Annotated in this window: 19 protein-coding genes; 11 read left to right on the forward strand and 8 right to left on the reverse strand. The window is 64.0% G+C overall.

The genetic code is table 11. From position 1 onward, the window contains the following. Positions 1-8: 8 nt before the first annotated feature. Positions 9-1,868, reverse strand: coding sequence for a glutaminase A (gene glsA, locus B5527_RS15090; RefSeq protein ID WP_079602137.1), 1,860 nt, complete (start codon positions 1,866-1,868; stop codon positions 9-11). A gap of 114 nt (positions 1,869-1,982) precedes the next feature. After that, entirely contained in the window at positions 1,983-2,204 is a 222-nt protein-coding gene (locus B5527_RS15095) for an acetyl-CoA carboxylase biotin carboxyl carrier protein subunit (protein ID WP_079602139.1), read from the reverse strand. Positions 2,205-2,338: 134 nt separating this feature from the next. On the opposite strand from B5527_RS15095, the gene B5527_RS15100 reads away from it, so the two are divergent. Further along, positions 2,339-3,316 (forward strand): IclR family transcriptional regulator, encoded by a 978-nt coding sequence (locus tag B5527_RS15100; protein ID WP_079602140.1) that lies wholly within the window; start codon positions 2,339-2,341, stop codon positions 3,314-3,316. Continuing rightward, positions 3,246-4,805 carry an acyl-CoA carboxylase subunit beta gene (locus tag B5527_RS15105; RefSeq protein WP_079602142.1) on the forward strand — a complete coding sequence of 520 codons (1,560 nt, stop codon included), beginning with the start codon at positions 3,246-3,248 and terminating at the stop codon, positions 4,803-4,805. Before B5527_RS15100 ends, B5527_RS15105 begins: the two co-directional genes overlap by 71 nt. A gap of 77 nt (positions 4,806-4,882) precedes the next feature. Here the strand turns inward: B5527_RS15105 and B5527_RS15110 are convergent, their stop codons facing one another. The 5 genes from B5527_RS15110 to B5527_RS15130 all read right to left on the reverse strand — a co-directional run bounded on the left by B5527_RS15110 (position 4,883) and on the right by B5527_RS15130 (position 10,438). After that, a complete protein-coding gene (locus B5527_RS15110) occupies positions 4,883-6,166 on the reverse strand; it encodes an MFS transporter (protein WP_079602144.1) in 1,284 nt (427 codons plus the stop codon). A 201-nt stretch (positions 6,167-6,367) separates the two neighbouring features. Further along, a complete protein-coding gene (locus B5527_RS15115) occupies positions 6,368-7,564 on the reverse strand; it encodes an acetyl-CoA C-acyltransferase (protein ID WP_079602145.1) in 1,197 nt (398 codons plus the stop codon). A 139-nt stretch (positions 7,565-7,703) separates the two neighbouring features. Then, positions 7,704-7,889: a hypothetical protein gene (locus B5527_RS15120; RefSeq protein ID WP_079602147.1), complete on the reverse strand. Its 186-nt coding sequence runs from the start codon at positions 7,887-7,889 to the stop codon at positions 7,704-7,706. Then, entirely contained in the window at positions 7,886-9,577 is a 1,692-nt protein-coding gene (locus tag B5527_RS15125) for an FAD-dependent monooxygenase (protein ID WP_079602149.1), read from the reverse strand. The genes B5527_RS15120 and B5527_RS15125 overlap by 4 nt, the downstream gene beginning before the upstream one ends. Before the next feature lie 90 nt (positions 9,578-9,667). Beyond that, positions 9,668-10,438: an enoyl-CoA hydratase gene (locus B5527_RS15130; protein WP_079602151.1), complete on the reverse strand. Its 771-nt coding sequence runs from the start codon at positions 10,436-10,438 to the stop codon at positions 9,668-9,670. A gap of 200 nt (positions 10,439-10,638) precedes the next feature. Between B5527_RS15130 and B5527_RS15135 the strand changes: the two genes are divergently transcribed. The 9 genes from B5527_RS15135 (at position 10,639) to B5527_RS15175 (ending at position 21,152) form a co-directional block, all read left to right on the forward strand. Beyond that, positions 10,639-11,277 carry a TetR/AcrR family transcriptional regulator gene (locus B5527_RS15135; RefSeq protein ID WP_079607284.1) on the forward strand — a complete coding sequence of 213 codons (639 nt, stop codon included), beginning with the start codon at positions 10,639-10,641 and terminating at the stop codon, positions 11,275-11,277. A 164-nt stretch (positions 11,278-11,441) separates the two neighbouring features. After that, on the forward strand, positions 11,442-12,938 hold the full coding sequence (locus tag B5527_RS15140) for a CoA-acylating methylmalonate-semialdehyde dehydrogenase (RefSeq protein ID WP_079607285.1): 1,497 nt from the start codon (positions 11,442-11,444) through the stop codon (positions 12,936-12,938). Between the two features lie 167 nt (positions 12,939-13,105). Then, positions 13,106-14,251, forward strand: a complete 1,146-nt coding sequence (locus tag B5527_RS15145) for an isobutyryl-CoA dehydrogenase (protein ID WP_079607286.1) — start codon at positions 13,106-13,108, stop codon at positions 14,249-14,251. Next, the gene (locus B5527_RS15150; protein ID WP_079602153.1) at positions 14,248-15,327 is read left to right on the forward strand and encodes an enoyl-CoA hydratase/isomerase family protein; all 1,080 of its coding nucleotides are present in this window, start codon (positions 14,248-14,250) and stop codon (positions 15,325-15,327) included. The genes B5527_RS15145 and B5527_RS15150 overlap by 4 nt, the downstream gene beginning before the upstream one ends. 26 nt (positions 15,328-15,353) lie before the next feature. Continuing rightward, positions 15,354-16,241: a 3-hydroxyisobutyrate dehydrogenase gene (gene mmsB / locus B5527_RS15155; RefSeq protein ID WP_079602155.1), complete on the forward strand. Its 888-nt coding sequence runs from the start codon at positions 15,354-15,356 to the stop codon at positions 16,239-16,241. Positions 16,242-16,404: 163 nt separating this feature from the next. Then, complete coding sequence (locus tag B5527_RS15160) at positions 16,405-18,144, forward strand: AMP-binding protein (protein WP_079602157.1); 1,740 nt, start codon at positions 16,405-16,407, stop codon at positions 18,142-18,144. After that, positions 18,145-18,624 carry a MaoC family dehydratase gene (locus B5527_RS15165; RefSeq protein WP_079602158.1) on the forward strand — a complete coding sequence of 160 codons (480 nt, stop codon included), beginning with the start codon at positions 18,145-18,147 and terminating at the stop codon, positions 18,622-18,624. It abuts the gene before it with no gap. A gap of 125 nt (positions 18,625-18,749) precedes the next feature. Then, positions 18,750-19,667, forward strand: coding sequence for an SDR family NAD(P)-dependent oxidoreductase (locus tag B5527_RS15170; protein WP_079602160.1), 918 nt, complete (start codon positions 18,750-18,752; stop codon positions 19,665-19,667). A gap of 225 nt (positions 19,668-19,892) precedes the next feature. Next, positions 19,893-21,152, forward strand: a complete 1,260-nt coding sequence (locus tag B5527_RS15175; protein WP_079602163.1) for an NAD(P)/FAD-dependent oxidoreductase — start codon at positions 19,893-19,895, stop codon at positions 21,150-21,152. Between the two features lie 60 nt (positions 21,153-21,212). Here B5527_RS15175 and B5527_RS15180 read toward each other — a convergent pair whose 3' ends face one another. Beyond that, a complete protein-coding gene (locus B5527_RS15180; RefSeq protein ID WP_079602164.1) occupies positions 21,213-22,295 on the reverse strand; it encodes a D-TA family PLP-dependent enzyme in 1,083 nt (360 codons plus the stop codon). Between the last annotated feature and the right edge of the window lie 135 nt (positions 22,296-22,430).

Below are 22,430 nucleotides of genomic sequence, written 5' to 3' on the forward strand. Positions count from 1 at the left end.
ATTCCAGTCTAGTTCTCGGTCAGCAAATTCACCTTGGTGTTGGCGACGATCAGGCGGTCGGCGAGCAGCTGGGCGAGATTGCGCATGATCCGCTCTCCGGTGCGCGGATGCGCTTCGCGAAAGCGCTCGAAGTCGCGCAGCGGCACTTCGAGGGCGGTGGCGGGACCGTCGGCAAACACATCGGCGGAGCGGTGGGTTTCCAGCAGCGCCATTTCACCGAACGCCATGCCGGCGGTGAGCGTCGCGAGCCGCATGCCGCCATGCAGCCTGACGTGCACGACCCCGCTTCTGAGAAAGAACAGCGAGACAGCAGGCTGCGCGGCAGCGATGATCTGCTGTCCCGGCTGGTAGGTCCTGATCGCGCCGAGTGAGGCGAGCCGCGCAAGCTCCTCGGCCGTCAGTCCTGCCAGCAGCGCCTGCTCGGACAGCTCGGTCACCTCAACGGAGTCGATGGCGCCGCCATGGCGATAGACGATCTGGTCCTCGGCCCATTCGATGGCGTCGTCGAGCAGATGGTAGTTGCGCAAGTTCGAGGTGCCCTTGACCCACTCGCCCAGAGGCTCCCATTGCGGAGAGGAATGCTTGATGCCTGACAGGATCACGGTGACATTGAACGCTGCCAGTTCGTGGAAGCCCTCGGCGAGCAGGCGGGCGCCAGCGCGCGTCATCGCCGCGACCCGGCGCAGGTCGAATATGATGAAATGCGGGCGCGGCCCGGCTGCAAGCCGGCGCGAGATGTAATCGACATTGGAAAATGTCAGCGTGCCCACCAGTTCGATGATGCGGACGTCCTGATGATGGGCGGCGAGAATCTTCTGCTCATGCGGCCGCCGGCTGCGCCGCGACGCGCTTTTGCCGATGTTGTAGTCGGCGATGATGCTGTTGCGCGCGTCGTCGCTGCGGTTGAGCATGTGCAGGTCGTAATGCAGCGACAGCGCCTCGCAGACCTTGATGCCGCGCACGCTGTTGCCGTGGCTGTCGAGCCGGGGCGAATAGCTGCCGAGCCCGAGCCGCGCCGGCAATGCCGCCAGGATGCCGCCGCCGACACCGCTTTTGGCGGGAATGCCGACGCGATAAATCCATTCGCCGGCGTAGTCGTACATGCCGGAACTGGTCATGACCGACAGCGCCCGCGAGATCGCGTAGGGGGTCATGACCTGCTCGCCGCTCACCGGATTGATGCCGCGATTGGCCAGCGTCGCCGCCATCACGGCGATATCGCGCGCCGTGACCAGGATGGAGCATTGCCGGAAATAGACGTCGATCACCGCGCCGACGTCACCCTTGATGACGGTGTTGTTGCGCAGGAGATAGCCGATGGCGCGGTTGCGGTCGCCGGTCGTGCTTTCGGACGCATACACGGCTTCGTCGACATCGAGCTCGCGCCCGGCAAACCGGCCGAGCGCCTGCCGGATATATTCGAACGCGCCGTCGCCCTTGGCCTGATGGATCAGTCCGGAGCAGGCGATCGCGCCGGCATTGACCATCGGATTGAACGGATGGTTGTCGGCATTGAGCCGGATCGAATTGAAGGGATCGCCCGACGGCTCGACGCCGATTTCGCTCTCCACCCGCGCCGCACCGAGCGTATCCAGCGCCAGCGCGAACACGAATGGCTTCGACACCGACTGGATCGTGAAGGGAATCCTGGAGTCGCCGACCTCGTAGACGTGGCCGTCGAGGGTGACGAGGCTGATGCCGAAATGATCGGGGTCGGCCTTGCCGAGTTCGGGGATGTAGTCGGCGACATTGCCGCCGTTCTCGGTGGAAAAATCCGCGTGGCATGCGGTGAGGAACCGCAGCAAAGGCGGCTTCGATGCCGCCCAGCTTGCTGCATTCTGAAGCGGGGCCGAGCGCGAGCTGTTCATGTGTTGTCCTGCCGTGCGATGCGGTTCGCGCCAATCGATTTTACGCCGCAACGGCACGCGCCGAAACCTGCCCGATGGTGTTTTATGCGGCAGGCCGTGCCCAGCAATAACGCTTCAGGTTTCGAGAATGGCGAGGATCTGTCCCTCCGCGACCACGTCGTCGAGGCTGACCAGGATCGATTTGAGCATGCCCGCGGCGGGCGAAGCCACCGGGATTTCCATCTTCATGGCTTCGACGAATGCAATGTCGTCGCCATCGCCGACGCTTGCCCCGACCTCGATGGGAAGCGCGCAGACGCGTCCGGCCACCTCGGTCACGATCTTGATGTCTGGCATTTCCGTTCTCCCGGCACCGTTTGACGGACGATTGCCCTCGCGAACGGCTTTTTGTTGTGGCGGGAGATTGCCTGAGGTAGCCTCTTCCGCAAGTGGAATTTTATTCCGTAGCACGGAATGAATGGACAAAACCCATGGGAAGACGCTCGGAGCGGCTCAGCAAAGAGGGAATGCTCGCCAGCGATCGGGCAGGTGAGGGTGACGTTATTCAGGTTGTGTCGCGCGCGTTCGACGTCTTGCGCTGCTTCGAAGGCCATGAGGCGCGGCTGGGCAATCTGGAAATTGCCAATCGCTGCGGTCTGCCACGATCCACGGTATCGCGCCTGACCCATACGCTGACCCGGATGGGGCAACTGGTCTATCTGCCGCGCGACCAGAAATACCGCATCGGCCCGAGCGCGGTGGCGATGAGCACCTCGATGATGCGGGGCTTGCAATTGCGCAACCTGATTCGGCTGCGGCTGCAGGATGTCGCCGAACAGTTGCCGGGAACCGTCGGCTTCGTCATTCCCGATCGTTTTCACCTCGTCTATCTCGAGTTTGCGCGCGCCGCCAATGCGCTCGGTCTGCACGAGAGCACCGGCAGCCGCATCGCCATGGCGAGCACGGCGGCCGGCCACGCCTATACCGCCGCGCTCGATGCCGATGTCGGGGACGCCTTGCTCGGGGAAATGGAACGCGAGATTCCCGAAGGCGCCAAACTGCTGCGACCCCGGATCGAGAACAACCGCCGCTTTTTGCGCGAACACGGCTATGTCGTCGCCTGCGGCCTGTGGAGCCCGCATATCAACGGCCTCGCGGTGCCGCTGTGGTCGCCGCAATATCAAACCTTCGTGGTGGTCACGATCGGTCTACTGTCCGCGATGTATGACGAGAAGCGGCTGCACAATGAGGTCGCGCCGCGGTTGCTGGAATTGGGCGCCGCGGTCGGCAGCATGCTTGAAGGCGTCGACGGAGATCTGTTTAGGGATCGCATACCCGGCAAGCCGCTTCCGGCACCACCCACGAACAATAATAAAATCATCAGGACGGAGGATACGAATGAACTGGAAGCCGGAACTCGACGACCTCGCCCGGCGCGAAGCGTTCGCGCGCGAGATGGGAGGCGTTGACAAGGTCAAGCGGCAGCGTGACCAGGGCCGGCTCACCGTCCGCGAGCGTATCGACGGGCTGGTCGACCAAAAGAGCTTTCATGAGATCGGCGCGATTTCCGGCATCGCCGATTATGACGAGAACGGCGAACTCACCAATCTGACGCCGGCGAACTGCGTGTTCGGCCGCGGCAAGATCGACGGCCGCCCGGTGGTCGTGGTCGGCGACGATTTCACCGTGCGCGGCGGCTCCGCCGATGCCTCGATCTCCGCCAAGCCGCTGATGGCCGAGGAGATGGCGCATGATTTTCGCCTGCCCATCATCCGGCTGATCGAAGGCTCCGGCGGCGGCGGCTCGGTGAAGACCATTGAAACCAAGGGCGCGGCCAATCTGCCCGGCGGCATCGGCGGCACCCGCTGGTATTGGTACACGACGGCCAATATGGCGCGCGTGCCTGTGGTGGGCCTGGGTCTCGGCTCGGTCGCTGGCCTCGGCGCGGCGCGGCTTGCGGCAAGCCACTATTCAGTGATGACAAAAAACTCGGCGATGTTCGTCGCCGGTCCGCCCGTGGTGAAACGCCTGGGCCAGGATCTCACCAAGCAGGAACTCGGCGGCGCCGACATCCAGACCCGTGCTGGCGGGGTTGATCATGCCGTCGAAACTGAGGAGGAGGCGTTTGCCTGCGCCAGGCGGTTCCTGTCGTATCTGCCGTCGTCGGTCTATGAACTGCCCCAAACCGTTCCCTGCGACGACGATCCGGAACGCGCAGAGGAATCCCTGATGAAGGCGGTGCCGCGCAACCGCCGCCAGGTCTACAAGATGCGCCCGATCATCGAGGCCGTCGTCGACAAGGGCTCGTTCTTCGAGATGGCCGCAAATTTCGGCCGCTCGATTATTGCCGGGCTCGCCCGGCTGGAAGGCCGTGCGGTGTTGTTGCTCGCCAGCGATCCCTATCACTATGGCGGGTCGTGGACAGCCGAAGCGTGCCAGAAGGTGGTGCGGTTCGCGGATTTCGCCGAAACCTTCCATCTGCCGGTGGTCTATCTGATGGATTGTCCGGGCTTCATGATCGGGCTCGAAGCCGAGAAGGCCGCCACCATCCGCCACGGCGTGCGCGCCATGGCCGCCGTCAACCAAACCACGGTGCCCTGGTGCACCATCATCGTGCGCAATTCCTTCGGCGTCGCGGGCGTCGTCCATCAGCCGGCGGACCGGTTCTCGCTGCGCTACGCCTGGCCATCGGCCTATTGGGGCTCGCTGCCGCTGGAAGGCGGCATCGAGGCGGCCTATCGCGCCGACATCGACGCCGCGGACGATCCCAAAGCCAAACTAAGGGAGATCGAGGACCGTCTCAACAAGCTGCGCTCGCCGTTTCGTTCTGCCGAGCGGTTCTGGGTCGAAGAGATTATCGATCCGCGCAAGACCCGGTCGCTGCTGTGCGAATTCGCGCGGCTGGCTGAGCCGATCCGCACCCCGGGGCCTGCGACCAACATGACGATCAGGCCGTAGCAAGAAGCGAGTGGCGAATAGCGAATGGCGAGTGGAGTTTTCCCCATTCGCTATTCGCTACTCACCATTCGCCACCTTCACGCCATCACCGGCTTCGGAGCCCGCGAAATCGCCAGTGTGATCACCGCAGCGACGATGCACAACGCGCCGGCCACAAAGAATGCCGGCAGATAGCTCGCAAGCATCGTCCGGGACAGGCCGGCGCCAAAGGCCGCCATGCCGGCGCCCAGTTGGTGGCCCGCGAAAATCCATCCGAACACCAGATTGGCGCGCTCCGGCCCGAAGCGCTGCGCGGTGAGCCGCACCGTCGGCGGCACGGTGGCGATCCAGTCGAGGCCGTAGAACATCGCAAACAGCGACAGGCCGTAAAACGAGAAATTGGTGAACGGCAGAAACAGCAGCGACAGCCCGCGCAGGCCGTAATACCAGAACAGCAGATAGCGGTTGTCGTAGCGGTCCGACAGCCAGCCCGACAGGATGGTGCCGAAGAAATCGAACACGCCCATGGCGGCGAGCAGGCTGGCGGCCTGCACCTGCGGAATGCCGAAGTCGAGGCACATCGGAATCAGATGCACCTGGACCAGGCCGTTGGTCGAGGCGCCGCAGATGAAGAACGTCGCGAACAGGATCCAGAACGCCCGCGTCTTCGACGCATCCCGCAGCGTGCCCAGCGCTGCCGCCATGATCGGGGCGGTGTTCGGAGGCGGCAGAGGCAGCGGCTGCGTGCCCTTATCGCCGAACGGCCGCAAGCCGACATCGCTGGGCCGGTCGCGCATCACCATCAGCACCGCGAGAGCGGCGACGCCGAGCGTCGCGCACATCAGGGCCAGTGCTATCCGCCAGCCCATCCGCTCGGTCAGGGTGGCGAGCAGCGGCAGGAACACCAATTGTCCGGTGGCAGCACTGGCGGTGAGAATTCCGACCACCAGCCCGCGCCGTGCCGCAAACCAGCGCGCCGCGACGGTGGCGCCCAGCACCAGCGCCGTCATGCCGGTGCCGATGCCGACCACGACGCCCCACAGCAGCATCAGTTGCCAGACTTTGGTCATCAGCAGCGAGGCTGCCAGCGCCGAGCCCGCGGTCAGCAGGGCTGACAGCGTGACATTGCGCAGGCCGTATCGATTGAGCAGTGCCGCGGCGAACGGCGCCATCAGCCCGAACAAAATGAAGCGGATCGAGAGCGCGGAGGAAATTTCCGCGGTGGTCCAGCCGAACTCCTTTTGCAGCGGCACGATGAACACGCCGGGCGCGCCGACTGCGCCGGCGCTGATCAGCGCGGTGAGAAAGGTCACGCCAACCATCACCCAGCCGTAATGGATATTGCGGCGGGCAAGCGCGGCCGACAGCCAATTGGAGATCATGAGATTCCTGTCCGGAATTCCGGATAACGAAGGGGGTGACGAGTTAAGCGTTGGTCTTTCAAGTTTGCTCGGTTGGCGATCTTGCATGATCGCACTCTGTCTGAAAGGCCATATTTCCCTCAATTTAGGACATAGAAGATCTTCCTATCTGCAATTCTTCTGGCCGCCGCAATCACAGGGTTGACCCATTGCCTCCGGTCTTTAGTGCAGGATGCGCTCGACGGCGATGGCAGTAGCTTCGCCGCCGCCGATGCACAGCGCGGCGACGCCACGCTTCAGATTATGTGCTTCCAGCGCATGCAACAGGGTCACGATCAGGCGAGCGCCGGTCGCGCCGATGGGATGGCCGAGCGCGCAGGCGCCGCCATTGATGTTGAGCTTCTCACGCGGGATTCCGAGATCGCGCTGCGCCGCCATCGCCACCACCGCAAAGGCTTCGTTGATCTCGAACAGGTCGACATCGCCGACGCTCCAGCCGACCTTGTCGAGCAATTTTCGAATGGCCGGGATCGGCGCGGTCGTGAACCATTGCGGCTCCTGGCTGTGGGTGGCGTGGCCCTTGATCTCGGCCAGCACAGGCAGGCCGTCGCGGTCGGCGAGCGATCGCTTGGCGAGAATCAGAGCCGCGGCGCCGTCGGCATTCGCCGACGAGGCCGCCGGCGTAATGGTGCCGCCAGCGCGGAAGGCCGGCTTCAGTCCAGGAATTTTGGCAGGATCGACCTTTAGCGGAATCTCGTCATTGCCGATGGTGCGTGGACCGGCCTTTTCGGTCACGGTGATCGGCATGATCTCCGCCTTGAACGCGCCGCCTTCCACCGCCTTGCGGGCGCGGGTCAGCGTCTCCATGGCGTAGGCGTCCTGGTCGGCGCGGGTGAACTGATATGCCTCCGCGGTGGCTTCGCCGAAATCACCCATCGAGCGGCCCGCTTCATAGGCGTCCTCGAGCCCGTCCATCAGCATGTGGTCGACAATCCGGTCATGCCCGGCGCGATAACCGCCGCGCGCCTTGGGCAGCAAATAGGGCGCGTTGGTCATGCTCTCCATGCCCCCGGACAGCACGATCTCGGCGGACCCGGCATTGATAATGTCATGCGCCAGCATGGTGGCCTTCATGCCGGAGCCGCAGACCTTGTTGATCGTCGTCGCCCCCGTCGCGTCGGGTAGGCCGGCGCCACGCGCAGCTTGCCGCGCCGGCGCCTGGCCCTGTCCGGCCGGCAACACGCAGCCCATGAAGACTTCGTTGATCCGTTCCGGCGACAGTTTGGCCCGTTCCACGGCGGCGCCGATCACATGGGAACCGAGCTTATGGGCGCTGAACGGCGAAAGATCGCCCATGAACCGGCCTAACGGCGTGCGGGCGGCGGAGACGATGACGACCGGATCGGAAGCTGTGGCCATGGCGGTGCTCCTCAATGCGCTGGGGTGAGCGGTATCATTTACATGACAGACATCATATGATGCGCTGCGGAATTTGCAACGGTCGCGGCGGATAAATTGTCGTGAGGGGGAGCGGTGTTATCGTTGCAGGAGGCTGCGCCTATTCCAGGCCTTCAAGTGCGATTCTGACGGCCTTCTTGAAGGCCGTGACGTCGCCAAGTTCATGGCTGAGCACCAGGGCGAGCCGGGTCAGAAACAGAGCTTCACGCTGCACTCCGGCCGAATCGATTGCCGTCGCGAGCGCTTCGTAGGCGGCTTCCAGGTCTTCGAACGACATCGTGGTCATGGCATTCGTCTCCCCAGGCAAATGCTGGCTGTTCGCAGGATTTCGCCGGGAACGATGGCCTTCCAGCGTCCGGCGATATGCAGGTCCGGACGCAGGAGATAGAGCGCACCCGGCGCGGCATCGAACAGGCGGGCAATTGCGCCATCGCCATCGGATATCGCTCCTGGCTCGGACGAAAAGCCCTGGCACTGAATCAACAGCGAAACGAAGCGCTTGTCGAGCTTGCGCAGTTGCTCGAGAAGCGCCGTCTGCTCGACGTCTGGCGAACCATCGCAAAACAGAATCACCGTCATGCCATTCCCGGCGCGATCGAGCAGATGGCTGCCGTCGGCAAGTTTGGCGTTCGGTGCGGCGCTGCCGCTGATCGGCCCGGAAGCGAAGTCGGCGTCGCGGCTGGCATAGGGTGTCAGCGGGCTTTCGGAATAGGTGTATGGCTGCATCTGGCGCGGATTGGCCAGGCCACGCGGAAAGTCGTGCTTCAAACTAAGCGAGAGCGCGGCCTCGCGTGCAAGCCGCCAGCCGTGTGTGGGCGGGGTCATGAATCGGGTACTTTTCGTGGCATTGGCGAAGACGTCCAGCGTCGCGCCGCGCCGTTCCGGGGAATAGCTGTCGAGCAGTCGATCGCCGGCCTCGCCACTGAGGACGAGACCGAGCTTCCAGCCGAGGTTATCCGCGTCCGCGAGGCCATTATTGAGCCCGCGCACGCCGAAGATCGGCACGATGTGCGCGGCGTCGCCCACGAAGAACACGCGGCCGTGTCGATAGTCGTCGAGACACAGGGTGTTGGCGGAATAGATGCTCCACCATTCCAGTTCCCACGGTTTCGCATGGCCGATGTCGGTGAGGATCGCGCCAACGCGCGCGCGGATATTTTCCTCGCGCAGGGCCTCTTGCTCGCTCTCGCCTTCCCGGAGCTGGTAGTCCACGCGCCAGATATCATCCGGCTGCTTGTGGATCAGCACGGTGCCGCCCGGATTGCCGCTCGGTTCGAAAAAGGCGCGACGCTCGGTCGGAAAATCGTGATCCATGCGGATATCCGCAATCACGTATTTGCCTTCGTAGTTTTCGCCTTTGAGCCGCAGACCCAGCATCGAGCGGATCGGCGAGCGTGCGCCATCGGCGGCAAGCACATAGTCGGCGTCGAGGCGATAGTCACCGACTGGCGACGAAACGCCGAGCGAAACCCCGTCCGCGCCGCACTCGATGGCGGAAAGTTCGGTCTGCCAGCGCATATCGATCAGATCGCAGGCACTGACGGCGTCATGGAGAAACTGTTCGATATATTGCTGCTGAAGATTGTACATCGGCAGGTATTTTTCGCCCGATGGATGCGGCATCTCGAGCCGGAAGATCTGCTCGCCGCGGTAATAGCTGCGGCCGAAACGCCAGCCCAGCGCCTTCTCGACGAAGGGCGCGACCGCTCCGATCCGTTCCAGAATATGCATGCTCGGCCGCGCGATGCAGATGGCCCGGCTGCCATCGTTAAACGTGTCCTTGCGCTCGATGAGCACGGACCGGATTCCGTACCGCGCGAGAGCCAAAGCGGCGGTCATGCCGATCGGTCCGGCGCCGACAATCACGACGGGGTGCCGAGCCGCAACACCTTCAAGTTCGGGGGTCAGTCCGGCCGGGAAGGTCGGGTAGTTGAAATAAAGTGACTCGAGTGGCCCTTTGCCGGCAGGTCTCATGCGTTTTCCGTTTCGTCTTGGCCCGAGCCCCTTTGCCGGAGGCGCGTTCCCGTTTTGCTTACGCCAGGCATAAGGTCGGCTGCAGCGCGCTTATCTTTTCCGGTCGATAAAGCCCTGCATCAGCCGCTGCGGCTCGCCGGTGAGGTAGGATTGGCCGAACACGCCGATGCTGAGATTGACGGATTCCGTCAGCGGCAGCTCTTCCCATTGCCGGAGCAGGGCTTTCTGCGCGCGCAGCGCTTCCGGCGCGCATTCCATCAGCGCCGCCAAGGTGTGCTCGACCGCGGCGTCGAGGCCGCCTTGCGGCGCGACCGTGTCGACCAGCCCCCAGGCCAGGGCAGTTGACGCGTCGATAGTCTCGGCGGTCATCAGCAGCCAGCGGGTGCGGCCCCAGCCGATCAGCCGCGGCAGCAGCGCCGCGTGGATGACGCTGGGAATCCCGACCCTGACCTCGGGCATGCCGAATTTGGCGTCGTGGGCGGCAATCCGGAAGTCGCAGCATGCGGCGACTTCGAGGCCGCCGCCGAGGCACCAGCCGGGCATCCGCGCGATCACGGGCGCGGGAAACGCGCGCACCGCCTCGCAGAGATCGCGCAAGCCGGTGATGAATTTCTCGGCAGAGGCCTGGTCGAGCCCGGCCATTTCCCTGATGTCGGCGCCGCCGATCATGCTTTTTTCGCTCTGGCCGGCGACCACAAGCGCGCGAGTCTGCCGCTCTGTCGCAAGCACCTCCAGGCCTTCGCGGACACCGTTGATGACGGCCGATCCCAGGATGTTGAGCGAGCCGGCGTTGCAGATCGTCAGGCGGACGACGCCGCGCGGGTCGCGATCGACGCCGCAATGGGGATTGAGCAGGTGCATGGAGGGTCTCGCTATCGGTAAGCTGCGCAGGCCACTTCCCGGGCAACGCGCGGTCTTGTCAAGGGCGCTGGAGGTTGGCCGGCGGCAGGATTTGATGCAGCTGCGAAGCAACCGGCGGGACCCCGCGAAATGAAATAAAAGGGAGCTTTTTGCCGCGGCGAATGTTATTATATGACTCTAAACATCCTATGGGACCGCCGATGCGCTATTCGAAGGAACATAAGCTCGAAACCCACGCCCGGATCGTGAAGAAAGCCTCGGTGCGGCTTCGCGAGAAGGGCGCGCACGGCATCGGTGTCGCCGACCTGATGAAGGAGGCCGGCCTGACCCATGGCGGGTTCTACGCCCATTTCGATTCGCGGGAAGCGCTGGTCATCGAGGCCTTTGCCTATGCGATGGATCGGGGAACGGAGCGCTGGCGCAAGCTTGCCGAACAGACACCGCCGGACCAGCGGCTGGCGACCATCGTGGATTCCTATCTGACGCCCCTTCATCGCGACGATCCCGGCCGCGGCTGCGCGATCCCGACGCTAGGAGCTGAAATCGCCCGCGAGAGCCCGAAAACCCGCAAGGCGTTCGCGGCCAAGCTGGAGCAGATGATCGACATGCTCGCCGCGCAAATACCGGATGTTCCGCGCAAGGCCGCGCGCAAACAGGCGACGGCGGCGATCGCGACCATGATGGGAACGCTGGTGATGGCCCGCGTTGCAGGCAGCGGCGATTTTTCCGACGAGATTCTCGGCGCCGGGCGTGACGCTGTGCTGGACCGTGCGACGCCGCCGAAACCCGCGGCGAAGAAATCCGCCCCCAGGAAAGCCGCTACGCTAGCGCGGCACTGACGGGGTCTCGCGGCGATTGCATTCGACATTGGTCGTAGGTAGCTGAAAGCGCTGCCAAGCCGGCATTTTCGCAAATGCGCTGCGCGTGGAAACCCTTTCCAAACGCCGCAAAGACTGCAAGATGCCGCAAAACCGGCCCCGGCCGTAAGCTGTTGGAGGAACCCATGCGCACAATCGGACATTTTATTGGCGGCCGCGAGGTCAAGGGCACCTCGGGACGGTTCGCGGACGTATTCGAGCCGATGACCGGCGATGTTCAGGCCCAGGTGGCGCTGGCCTCCAAGGCGGAACTGCGCGCTGCGGTCGAAAATGCCAGGGCCGCCCAGCCGGAGTGGGGCGCGACCAATCCGCAGCGCCGCGCCCGCGTGATGATGAAGTTCCTCGAACTGGCGCAGCGCGATTACGACAAGCTCGCCGATCTCTTGGCGCGCGAGCACGGCAAGACCGTTCCCGACGCCAAGGGCGACATTCAGCGCGGCCTCGAAGTGGTGGAATTCGCCTGCGGCATTCCGCATCTGATGAAGGGTGAATACACCGAAGGCGCTGGGCCCGGCATCGACATCTATTCGCTGCGCCAGCCGCTCGGCGTCGTTGCCGGCATCACGCCGTTCAATTTCCCGGCGATGATCCCGATGTGGAAATTCGCGCCCGCGATCGCCTGCGGCAATGCCTTCATCCTGAAACCGTCGGAGCGCGATCCCGGCGTGCCGATGGCGCTGGCGGCGCTGATGATCGAAGCGGGGCTGCCGCCGGGCATTCTCAATGTCGTCAACGGCGACAAGGAAGCGGTCGATGCGATCCTCGACGATCCCGATATCCGTGCCGTCGGTTTCGTCGGCTCCTCGCCGATCGCGCAATATATCTACGAGCGCGCCGCCGCCACCGGCAAGCGCGCGCAATGTTTCGGCGGCGCCAAGAATCACGCCATCGTCATGCCCGACGCCGACATGGACCAGACCGTCGATGCCCTGATCGGCGCCGGCTATGGCTCGGCCGGCGAACGCTGCATGGCGATTTCCGTCGCGGTGCCCGTCGGCAAGACCACCGCGGACCGCCTGATGGAGAAGCTGATTCCGCGCGTGGAGTCCTTAAAGATCGGCACCTCGATCGATCCGTCAGCGGATTACGGCCCGCTGGTGACCAGGGCCGCGCTCGACCGCGTCCGGAATTATGTCGAGATCGGCATCCAGGAAGGTGCCAAACTCGCGGTCGACGGCCGCGGCTTCAAGATGCAAGGCTATGAGAACGGCTTCTATATGGGCGGGTGCCTGTTCGATGATGTGACAAAAGACATGCGGATCTACAAGGAAGAGATCTTCGGCCCGGTGCTGTCGGTGGTGCGCGCGCACGACTACAACGAGGCGCTGGCGCTGCCGTCCGATCACGATTACGGCAACGGCGTTGCGATCTTTACCCGCGACGGCGACGCCGCGCGCGATTTCGCCGCCAAGGTCAATGTCGGCATGGTCGGCATCAATGTGCCGATCCCGGTGCCGATTGCCTACTATACTTTCGGCGGCTGGAAAAAGTCCGGCTTCGGCGATCTCAACCAGCACGGCCCGGATTCGATCCGCTTCTACACCAAGACCAAGACCGTGACGGCGCGCTGGCCCTCCGGCGTCAAGGAAGGCGCGGAGTTCTCGATTCCAACGATGAATTGAATCGGCGGCGCGCACCATCAGGCTAGAGCCGTCATTGCGAGCGCAGCGAAGCAATCCAACCTTACTTGTTGCCCGATGGATTGCTTCGTCGCTTCGCTCCTCGCAATGACAGCAGATGGGTCAATTGGCGATTTTTTGAGCAGATCAAGGAAAAGCGCGGACCGCAAATGCAATTCGCTCTCAACGAGGACCAGATTGCGGTTCGCGACATGGCGCGGGACTTTGCCGCGGAGAAAATCGCGCCGCATGCGATCCGCTGGGACGAGGAGAAGCATTTTCCGGTCGACGTGATGCGCGAGGCGGCCAAGCTCGGCATCGGCGGGGTGTATATCCGCGACGATGTCGGCGGTTCGGCGCTGACCCGGTTCGACGCGGCGCTGATCTTCGAGGCCCTGGCGCAGGGCTGTCCGACGGTGTCGGCGTTCATCTCGATCCACAACATGGCCTCCTGGATGATCGATGCCTATGGCAACGACACCCAGCGCAAAAAGTGGCTGCCGAAACTCTGCACCATGGAATTGCTGGCGAGCTATTGCCTGACCGAGCCGGGCTCGGGATCGGATGCCGCGGCGCTGCGCACCCGCGCGGTGCGCGACGGCGACCATTATGTGCTCAACGGCCAGAAACAATTCATTTCCGGCGCCGGCAAGGGCGACATTTACGTGGTGATGGTGCGGACCGGCGGCGACGGCCCCAATGGCATCTCGACGCTGGTGGTCGAGGGCGACACGCCCGGAATCTCGCTCGGCGCCAATGAGCGCAAAATGGGCTGGAACGCGCAGCCGACCCGCGCGGTGATTTTCGAGAATGCGCGCGTGCCCGTCGCCAACCGGCTCGGCGATGAGGGCATCGGCTTCAAGATCGCGATGGCCGGGCTCGACGGCGGCCGCATCAATATCGCGGCCTGTTCGCTCGGCGGCGCGCAATCCGCGCTCGACAAGTCGCTGGCCTACATGAAGGACCGCAAGGCCTTCGGAAAGCGCCTCGACGAATTCCAGGCGCTGCAGTTTCGTCTGGCCGACATGGCGACCGAACTGGAGGCGGCGCGGACCTTTGTCTGGCGCGCGGCGGCCGCACTTGATCGCAGGGACGCGGACGCAACCATGCTGTGCGCGATGGCAAAACGCTTCGGCACCGATGTCGGCTTCGAGGTCGCCAACCAGGCGCTGCAACTCCACGGCGGCTACGGCTATCTCAGCGAATACGGCATTGAGAAAATCGTGCGCGATCTGCGCGTGCACCAGATTCTTGAAGGCACCAACGAAATCATGCGGCTGATCGTGGCGCGCAAGCTGATCGAGGGCGCGCGATGAACGCGCCGGTGAGCGAGCCCGACCTGATCGCGCGGCGCGAGGGCGCTGTGGGGGTCATCAGGCTCAACCGGCCCAAAGCGATCAATGCGGTGACGCTCGAGATGTTTCGCGACATCGACAAGGCGCTCGACGAATTTGAGTCTGACCCAGCGGTCGGCCTGATCCTGCTGGAAGGCGCCGGCGAGCGCGGCCTCTGCGCCGGCGGCGATATCCGCGCGCTCTATGAAAACTCGAAAATCAAAGGCGATCTCGGCAAGATCCTCTGGCGCGAGGAATACATCCTCAACGCGCGGATCGCGAAATTTCCAAAACCCTATGTCGCCTTCATGGACGGCATCGTGATGGGCGGCGGCGTCGGTCTGTCCGCGCACAGCCGCCATCGCGTGGTGACCGAGCGGACGAAACTGGCGATGCCCGAGGTCGGTCTCGGATTCTTCCCCGATGTCGGCGGTACCTGGCTGCTCTCGCGCTCGCCGGGCGAGATCGGCACCTATTTCGGATTGACCGGGCAGACCATGAACGGCCCCGATGCTGTCTATGCACGTTTTGCGGACGCGGTGGTACCCTCCCATAAACTCGGCTCCCTGCGCGAGACGCTCGTCAATCTTCGCGCCGGCGTGAGTTCTGCCGACGTGAAGACCACGATCGATCAGTTCGCGACCGGCGAGACATCGGGTCCCGTCGCCGCGATCCAGTCGCAGATCGATAGCTGGTTTGCCCATGATCGCATGGAGGACATCGTCGCGGCCCTGCAAGGCGATGGTTCGGAACTGGCGCAATCGACCCTGAAGACATTGAACGAGAAGTCGCCGCGCGGCATGGTTGTCACCTTAAAGCTGCTGCGGCTGGCGCGGGCCTCGGCGTCGCTGGAGCAATGTCTGGTGCGGGAATATCGGGCCGCGCTGGAAGTGTTCAACAGCGACGATTTTCGCGAAGGCGTGCGCGCCGCCGTGATCGACAAGGACCGCAATCCCCATTGGTCGCCGGCGCGAATCGCGGATGTTACGCCTGAGATAATTGCGCCATACTTCGCCGAAATCGGCGCCGGCGAACTGGTGTTCGATACAACAAAATAGAAGCGGTTGAGCGGAGGGAACTGGAGATGGCAAACATCGCATTCATCGGCCTTGGCAACATGGGCGGGCCGATGGCGGCCAACCTGGTCAAGGCCGGCCACACGGTGGTCGCGTTCGATCTGGTCGGAGCCGCACGCACGCAGGCTAAAGCCGACGGTGCCGGGATCGCCGACAGCGCGGTTGCCGCCGTGAAGGGCGCCGAGGTCGTCATCACGATGCTGCCGGCCGGAAAACATGTTGTTTCGGTCTGGACCGAGGTCTTGCCCTCGATGGCAAAGGGGTCCCTCATCATCGATTGCTCGACCATCGACGTCGAAAGCGCGGTGCAGGCCCATGCGCTGGCCACGAAACACGGCATCGGCTCGGTCGACGCGCCGGTATCCGGCGGTACCGGCGGCGCCAAGGGCGCGACCCTGACGTTCATGGCCGGCGGCGAGCAGAAGGCGTTCGCCGCGGCTAGGCCGGTGCTGGAAAACATGGGCAAGAAGATCGTGCATTGCGGCGGCGCCGGCGCCGGGCAGGCGGCCAAAATCTGCAACAACATGATTTTGGGGATTTCCATGATCGCGGTCAGCGAAGCCTTTGCGCTGGCCGAAAAGCTCGGGCTGTCGCATCAGGCGCTGTTCGACGTCGCCTCGACCTCGTCGGGACAGTGCTGGTCGCTGACGTCGTATTGTCCGGTGCCGGGCCCGGTGCCGGCCTCGCCTGCGAACAATGAATACAAGCCGGGTTTCGCCTCGGCCCTGATGGTCAAGGATCTCACGCTGGCGCAGGATGCGGCCAAGGCGACGGGTGCGGCGACGCCGCTCGGCAAGCACGCGCAGGAGATCTACAAGGCGTTCGACGCGGCGGGGAATGGCGGGGTGGATTTCTCGGGAATCATCCGCCACGTGCGCGGCCTCGCCGGAAAATGATTCACTCCGTCATTGCGAGGAGTGAAGCGACGAAGCAATCCATTCTACTGGTCGCCCGGAGAGATGGATTGCTTCGCGGAGCCTGTCATCGGGCGGCGCGTTGCGCCGACCCGGTGGCTCGCAATGACGGCAACGTAACTGCCTTTTCCTACAGGCGATCGACATGACCACGTTCCAGGATGCGCGCGCCTTTCTGCTGAGGTATCGGACCGATTACGATAAGGCGGTCGCGGATTTCCGCTGGCCGGATCCGGTGCCGTTCAACTGGGCGCTCGACTGGTTCGACGCGGAATTGGCGCGCGATCCCGAGAGCAAGGATCGGTCGGCGCTGTGGATTGTCGATGCCGGCAGCAACCACGAGACCAAACTGTCCTTCGAGGCACTGTCGCGCCGGTCGAATCAGGTGGCAAACTTCCTGCGCGCGCAGGGGCTGAAGCGCGGCGATCATCTTTTGCTGCTGCTCGGCAATGTGGTTCCGCTGTGGGAGACCATGCTGGCGGCGATAAAGCTCGGCATGGTGGTGATCCCCGCGACCACGCTGCTTACGCCGGACGAATTGCGCGACCGGCTCGATCGCGGCCGCGCCAGGGTCGTGGTGGCAACCCAGGACCAGGTCGCGAAATTCGCCGGCCTCGGCGGCGACAATCTCATCCGCATCGTCGTCGGCGCATCGTCAAAGCACGAGGGCTGGCTGGCTTACGAGCAGGCGGCGGATTTTCCGGAAACGTTCGCGCCGGACGGCCTGACAAAGGCCGATGATCCGATGCTGCTGTATTTCACCTCGGGCACGACTGCAAAACCGAAACTGGTGCGGCACAGCCAGCGCAGTTATCCCGTCGGCGGATTGTCGACGATGTATTGGCTCGGGTTGCAGCCGGGCGATATCCATCTCAACATCTCCTCGCCGGGCTGGGCCAAGCACGCCTGGAGCTGCTTCTTCGCGCCCTGGAATGCGGGCGCCACCGTGTTCGTGGTTAATCAGCCGCGCTTCGACGCCAAGGGATTGCTCGCCACCATCGGCCGCTGCGGCGTCACAACCTTGTGCGCGCCACCGACGGTGTGGCGGCTGTTCATTCAGGAAAAGCTTGCGACCTTCAAGGTGTCGCTGCGCGAGGTCTGCGGCGCCGGCGAGCCGCTCAATCCCGAAGTGATCGACCAGGTGCGCGCGGCATGGGGACTGACGATCCGCGACGGCTACGGCCAGACCGAAACCACCGCATTGGCGGGGAATTCGCCGGGCCAGAAACTGAAGGTCGGATCGATGGGCCGTCCGCTGCCGGGCTACCGCGTGCAGATCACCGACAGCGACGGACAGATCACGCGCGAGGGCGAGGTCAGCCTGTTGCTCGGCGACGACAGGCCCGCGGGCCTGATGCAGGGGTACCAGGGCGACGACGGCCAACTGAGCGGCGCCGACGGCGATCTCTATCGCAGCGGCGACGTGGTGTTTGCCGACGACGAGGGCTATCTCACTTTCGTCGGCCGCTCCGACGACGTCTTCAAGTCATCCGACTACCGGATCAGCCCGTTCGAACTTGAGAGCATCCTGCTGGAGCATGAATCGGTCGCCGAGGCCGCCGTCGTCCCCAGCCCCGATCCGATACGTCTGGCCGTCCCCAAGGCCTATGTGCTGCTGGTGTCGGGCGCGGAGCGCTCGCCGCAAACCGCGCTTTCGATCTTCCGTCATCTGCATACGCGGCTGGCGCCGTTCAAGCGCATTCGGCGGATCGAACTGGTGACCGAGTTGCCGAAAACGATTTCCGGAAAAATCCGCCGCGTGCAGCTGCGCCGGCTGGAGCACGACAATGATCGCGACGATTCGCTGCGCGGCCAGGAGTTTCGCGAAGAGGATTTTCCGGAGCTGCAGAAGCTGCGGCCGGCCGGATCATCGGAGAATGGATGAATGAACGAAGTCTGGAAGAAGCCGCCGGTTTCGCTGTCGGCCTATCAAAACATGGTCGGCCATGAAGTCGGGGTGTCGTCATGGCATCTGGTCGATCAAAAACGAATCGATGTCTATGCCGACGTAATCGAAGATCATCAATTCATCCACATCGACCCCGAGCGGGCCAAACGCGAAACGTCGTTCGGCACCACGGTGGCGCATGGCTTCCTGACGATGTCGCTGCTGAGCATCATGTCCTATGAGGTGATGCCGGTCATCGAAGGCACGACGATGGGCGTGAACTACGGCTTTGACAAGCTGCGCTTCGTTTCGCCGGTGCGATCAGGCTCACGGGTTCGCGGCCGGTTTACGCTTGTCGAAGCGAAGCTGCGCAAGCCGACCGAACTGCAGTCGCGCACCAACGTCACCGTCGAGATCGAGGGCGAGGAAAAGCCCGCGCTGGTGGCCGACTGGATCGGTTTGATTTATTTCGCTTGAGAGAGTGCGCGTCACGGCCGGGCTTGTCCCGGCCATCCACGGCTTGTTAAGCCGATATCCGGAAAGACGTGGATGCCCGGCACAAGGCCGGGCATGACGGGAGAAGAAAGTCTAGGAACTGAATCATGACAATCAGGTTTGACGGACGCGTCGCCATCGTCACCGGCGCGGGCAATCGTCTTGGACGCGCGCATGCATTGGGCCTGGCCGGTCGCGGCGCCAAGGTCGTGGTCAATGATTTCGGCGGCGCCCGCGACGGCACCGGCGGGTCGCTGACCCCAGCGGAAACCGTGGTCGAGGAAATCCGCAAAGCCGGCGGGGTGGCGATGGCCGACGGCGCCGACGTCTCGAACTATGAGCAGGTCAAGGCGATGGTCGATCGCGCCACCAGGGAGTGGGGCAGCGTCGACCTGCTCTGCGCCAATGCCGGCATTTTGCGCGATAAATCTTTCGCCAAAATGGAGGTGGCCGATTTCGCCAAGGTATTGGATGTCCATCTCAACGGCACGTTCTATTGCTGCAAGGCGGTGTGGGACGGCATGCGCGAGCGCAATTACGGCCGCATCGTCGTCACCACGTCATCCTCAGGCCTGTTCGGCAATTTCGGCCAGGCCAATTACGGCGCGGCAAAAACCGGCATGGTCGGGCTGATGAACGTGCTGGCCGAGGAAGGCCGCAAGAACAATATCCGCGTCAACACGATCTCGCCGACGGCGGCGACGCGGATGACGGAGGAATTGCTGCCGCCGCAGGCGCTGGCACTGATGAAGCCGGAAGCGATCACGCCGGCGGTGCTTTATCTGCTGGGCGAGGACGCGCCGACCCGCACCATCATGGGCGCGGGCGCAGGTTCCTTCGCCGTGATCAAGATCATGGAAACCGAAGGCATCAACTTGGCCCAATCCGACTGGACGCCGGACGCGGTCGCCGCGCATTTCGCCGAGATCAGCGACATGTCGAAGGCCAGGGCGCTGGAAGGCGCGTTCCAGCAGACCCAGAAATATGTCGGGCAGGCCGCGGCGCGCGCGGGCGTGAAGCTGTAAGAGAGCCGTCATTCCGGGGCGCGCGAAGCGCGAGCCCGGAATCTCGAGATTCCGGGTCTGGTGCTCGCGCACCATCCCGGAATGACGAAGCATTCAGCGTCATGGCCGGGCTTGTCCCGGCCACCCACGCCTTTGGCGCTGCTCCACGTTTAGTCGTGGATGCCCGGGACAAGCCCGGGCATGACGTTTGTTTTGTGGCCAGCTGATAAGTCCTACACTCACCCAATGTCTTCAATTCCCAAAACCCACATCGCCGTCATCGGCGCCGGTCCCGCCGGCTTGATGGCGGCTGAAGTGCTGGCGCAAGGCGGCACCGGCGTCACGGTCTATGACGCGATGCCGTCTGCCGGCCGCAAGTTCCTGATGGCGGGGCGCGGCGGGCTCAATCTGACCCACAGCGAAGCGTTGCCATCGTTTCTCGCGCGCTACGGCGAAGCGATGCCGCAGCTTGCCCCCGCGATAACGGCATTTCCGCCTGATACGTTGCGGGCATGGAGCGAGGCGTTGGGGCAGCCGACCTTCGTCGGCTCCAGCGGCCGGGTTTTTCCTGATGCGTTCAAGGCCTCGCCGCTGCTGCGCGCCTGGCTGCGGCGGCTCGATTCCCTGGGCGTGCAATTCAAGCTGCGCCATAGATGGAACGGCTGGGAGGAAGACGGACAGCTTTCGTTCCAAACCTCTGAGGGAAAGCGCGTTGTCGATGCAGATGCCACCGTGCTGGCGCTCGGCGGCGCGAGCTGGCCGAGGCTCGGCTCCGACGGCACATGGGTAGAAACGCTCGCCGCAAAGGGTGTGGCCATCGCGCCGCTCCAGCCCGCCAATTCCGGCTTCACCGTCGCCTGGTCCGACATCTTTCGCGACCGCTTCGAAGGTCAGCCGCTAAAGGGCGTCGCGCTGTCGTTCGGCGCGCGCACCGTGCGCGGCGAGGCCATGATTACACGCCAGGGGATCGAGGGCGGCGCGATCTACGCGCTGTCGGCGGAGCTGCGCGAAGCCGTTGCCGGTTCAGGAGAGGCAGCATTACGCATCGCATTGCGGCCCGATCTCGAAATGAGCGATCTGATCGCGCGGCTATCCGAACCCCGGGGCAAACAATCGTTCTCCAATTTTTTGCGCAAGGCCGTCCATCTGTCGCCGGTTGGCATCGGCCTGTTGCAGGAGGCGGCGATGAGGTCCGGCGTGGCGCTGTCGTCGCTGTCGCCAGAAAACCTTGCCGGACTGATCAACGCCGTGCCGGTTGTTCTCAACGGCCTGGCGCCGATCGCGCGCGCGATCTCGACCGCGGGCGGGATTTCGTTCGACGAACTCGACGCCGACTTCATGATCCGCCGCTTGCCCGGCGTCTTCGCCGCCGGCGAAATGCTCGACTGGGAAGCGCCGACCGGCGGCTATCTGCTGCAGGCCTCGTTCGCGACGGGAGCGGCGGCGGGGAAGGGCGTGCTGAAATATCTCGCCGTCATTGCGAGCGAAGCGAAGCAATCCATATAGCCGAGCGCAGTCTGGATTGCTTCGTCGCTGCGCTCCTCGCAATGACGTCGAAAGGCCGCTCTAGCGCAACTTCCCCCGCGCCGCGACCGGCAAAGTGCCGATGATCTCGTCGCCGCGCACCATCACCACCTCGTCCATCATGTTGACGACCACGCAAACATGGTTCGGCACGATCCGCACGACGTCGCCGACATTGGGCCGGGTATTGCTGCGCGCCAGATCAAGGAAGCCATGCTCTTCGGCAAACCGCGCGATCTTCGCCTCGGGATGTTCGAGGATCAGCCCGTGACCGTCGAGCCCGCCGCCGGTATCCGAGGTCAGGGTTTTCGAGCCGGCGTCGAGGATGCCGCGCTCCGCGCCGGCGCGGCTGACGACGGTCGAATAGATCGTGAGCGCGCAATCGTCCCAGCTCGCGACGCCGGCGGCGACCTGCATCCGGTCGTTGTAGATGTAGGTGCCGGGCCGATGCTCGGTGGCGCCCTTGAGTTTGCCGACATTTTTCAGGTTCGGCGTGCCGCCGGTCGAGACCATCGCCGCGTCGAGCCCGTGCGCGCGCACGCCGGCCAAGGCCTCATCGAAAAACTTTTGCGCTTCAGTCCAGCCGGTTTCGGTCGGATACAGCATGAAGCCGCCGAAGAGCAGGCCTTTCGAGGCACCGATCTCGCGCGCGAGCGCGATCGCTTCCGCCGGCGTTTCCACGCCGGCGCGTTTGCGCCCCGTGTCGCACTCGACCACCACCGAGAGCGGGCGGCCCGAGGCTGCCGCCGCCTGCGGCAGGCCCGCCACCACTACTGAATTGTCGGCGGCCACGGTCATGTTGGCCTTGGCCTGCAGCGCGCCGAGCCTTGCCATTTTTACCTCGCCGATCAGATTGTAGCTGATCAGGATGTCGTCGACGCCGGCGTCGGCCATGACCTCGGCTTCGCCGAGTTTCTGGCAGGTGATGCCCCGGGCGCCGGCGGCGATCTGAAGTTTTGCCAGCAGCGGGCTCTTGTGGGTCTTGATATGCGGGCGGTTGGCGACGCCGGCCGCGTCGCAGGCGGCCTGAATCCGCGCGATGTTGCGCTCGACCCGGTCCATGTCGATGACCGCGGCAGGCGTGCCGTAGTCGCGGGCAATCTTGGCGGCGAGGGGCGTGGTCATGGGTTAGGCTCCAGTTGTTCCTCCTCGTCATTGCGAGCCACCGGGTCGGCGCAAAGCGCCGCCCGATGACAGGCTCCTCGAAGCAATCCATCTATCCGGGTGCAAAATGGATTGCTTCGTCGCTGCGCTCCCCGC

Origin of the sequence: Bradyrhizobium erythrophlei, assembly GCF_900129425.1 — a bacterium.
Taxonomy (GTDB): domain Bacteria; phylum Pseudomonadota; class Alphaproteobacteria; order Rhizobiales; family Xanthobacteraceae; genus Bradyrhizobium; species Bradyrhizobium erythrophlei_C.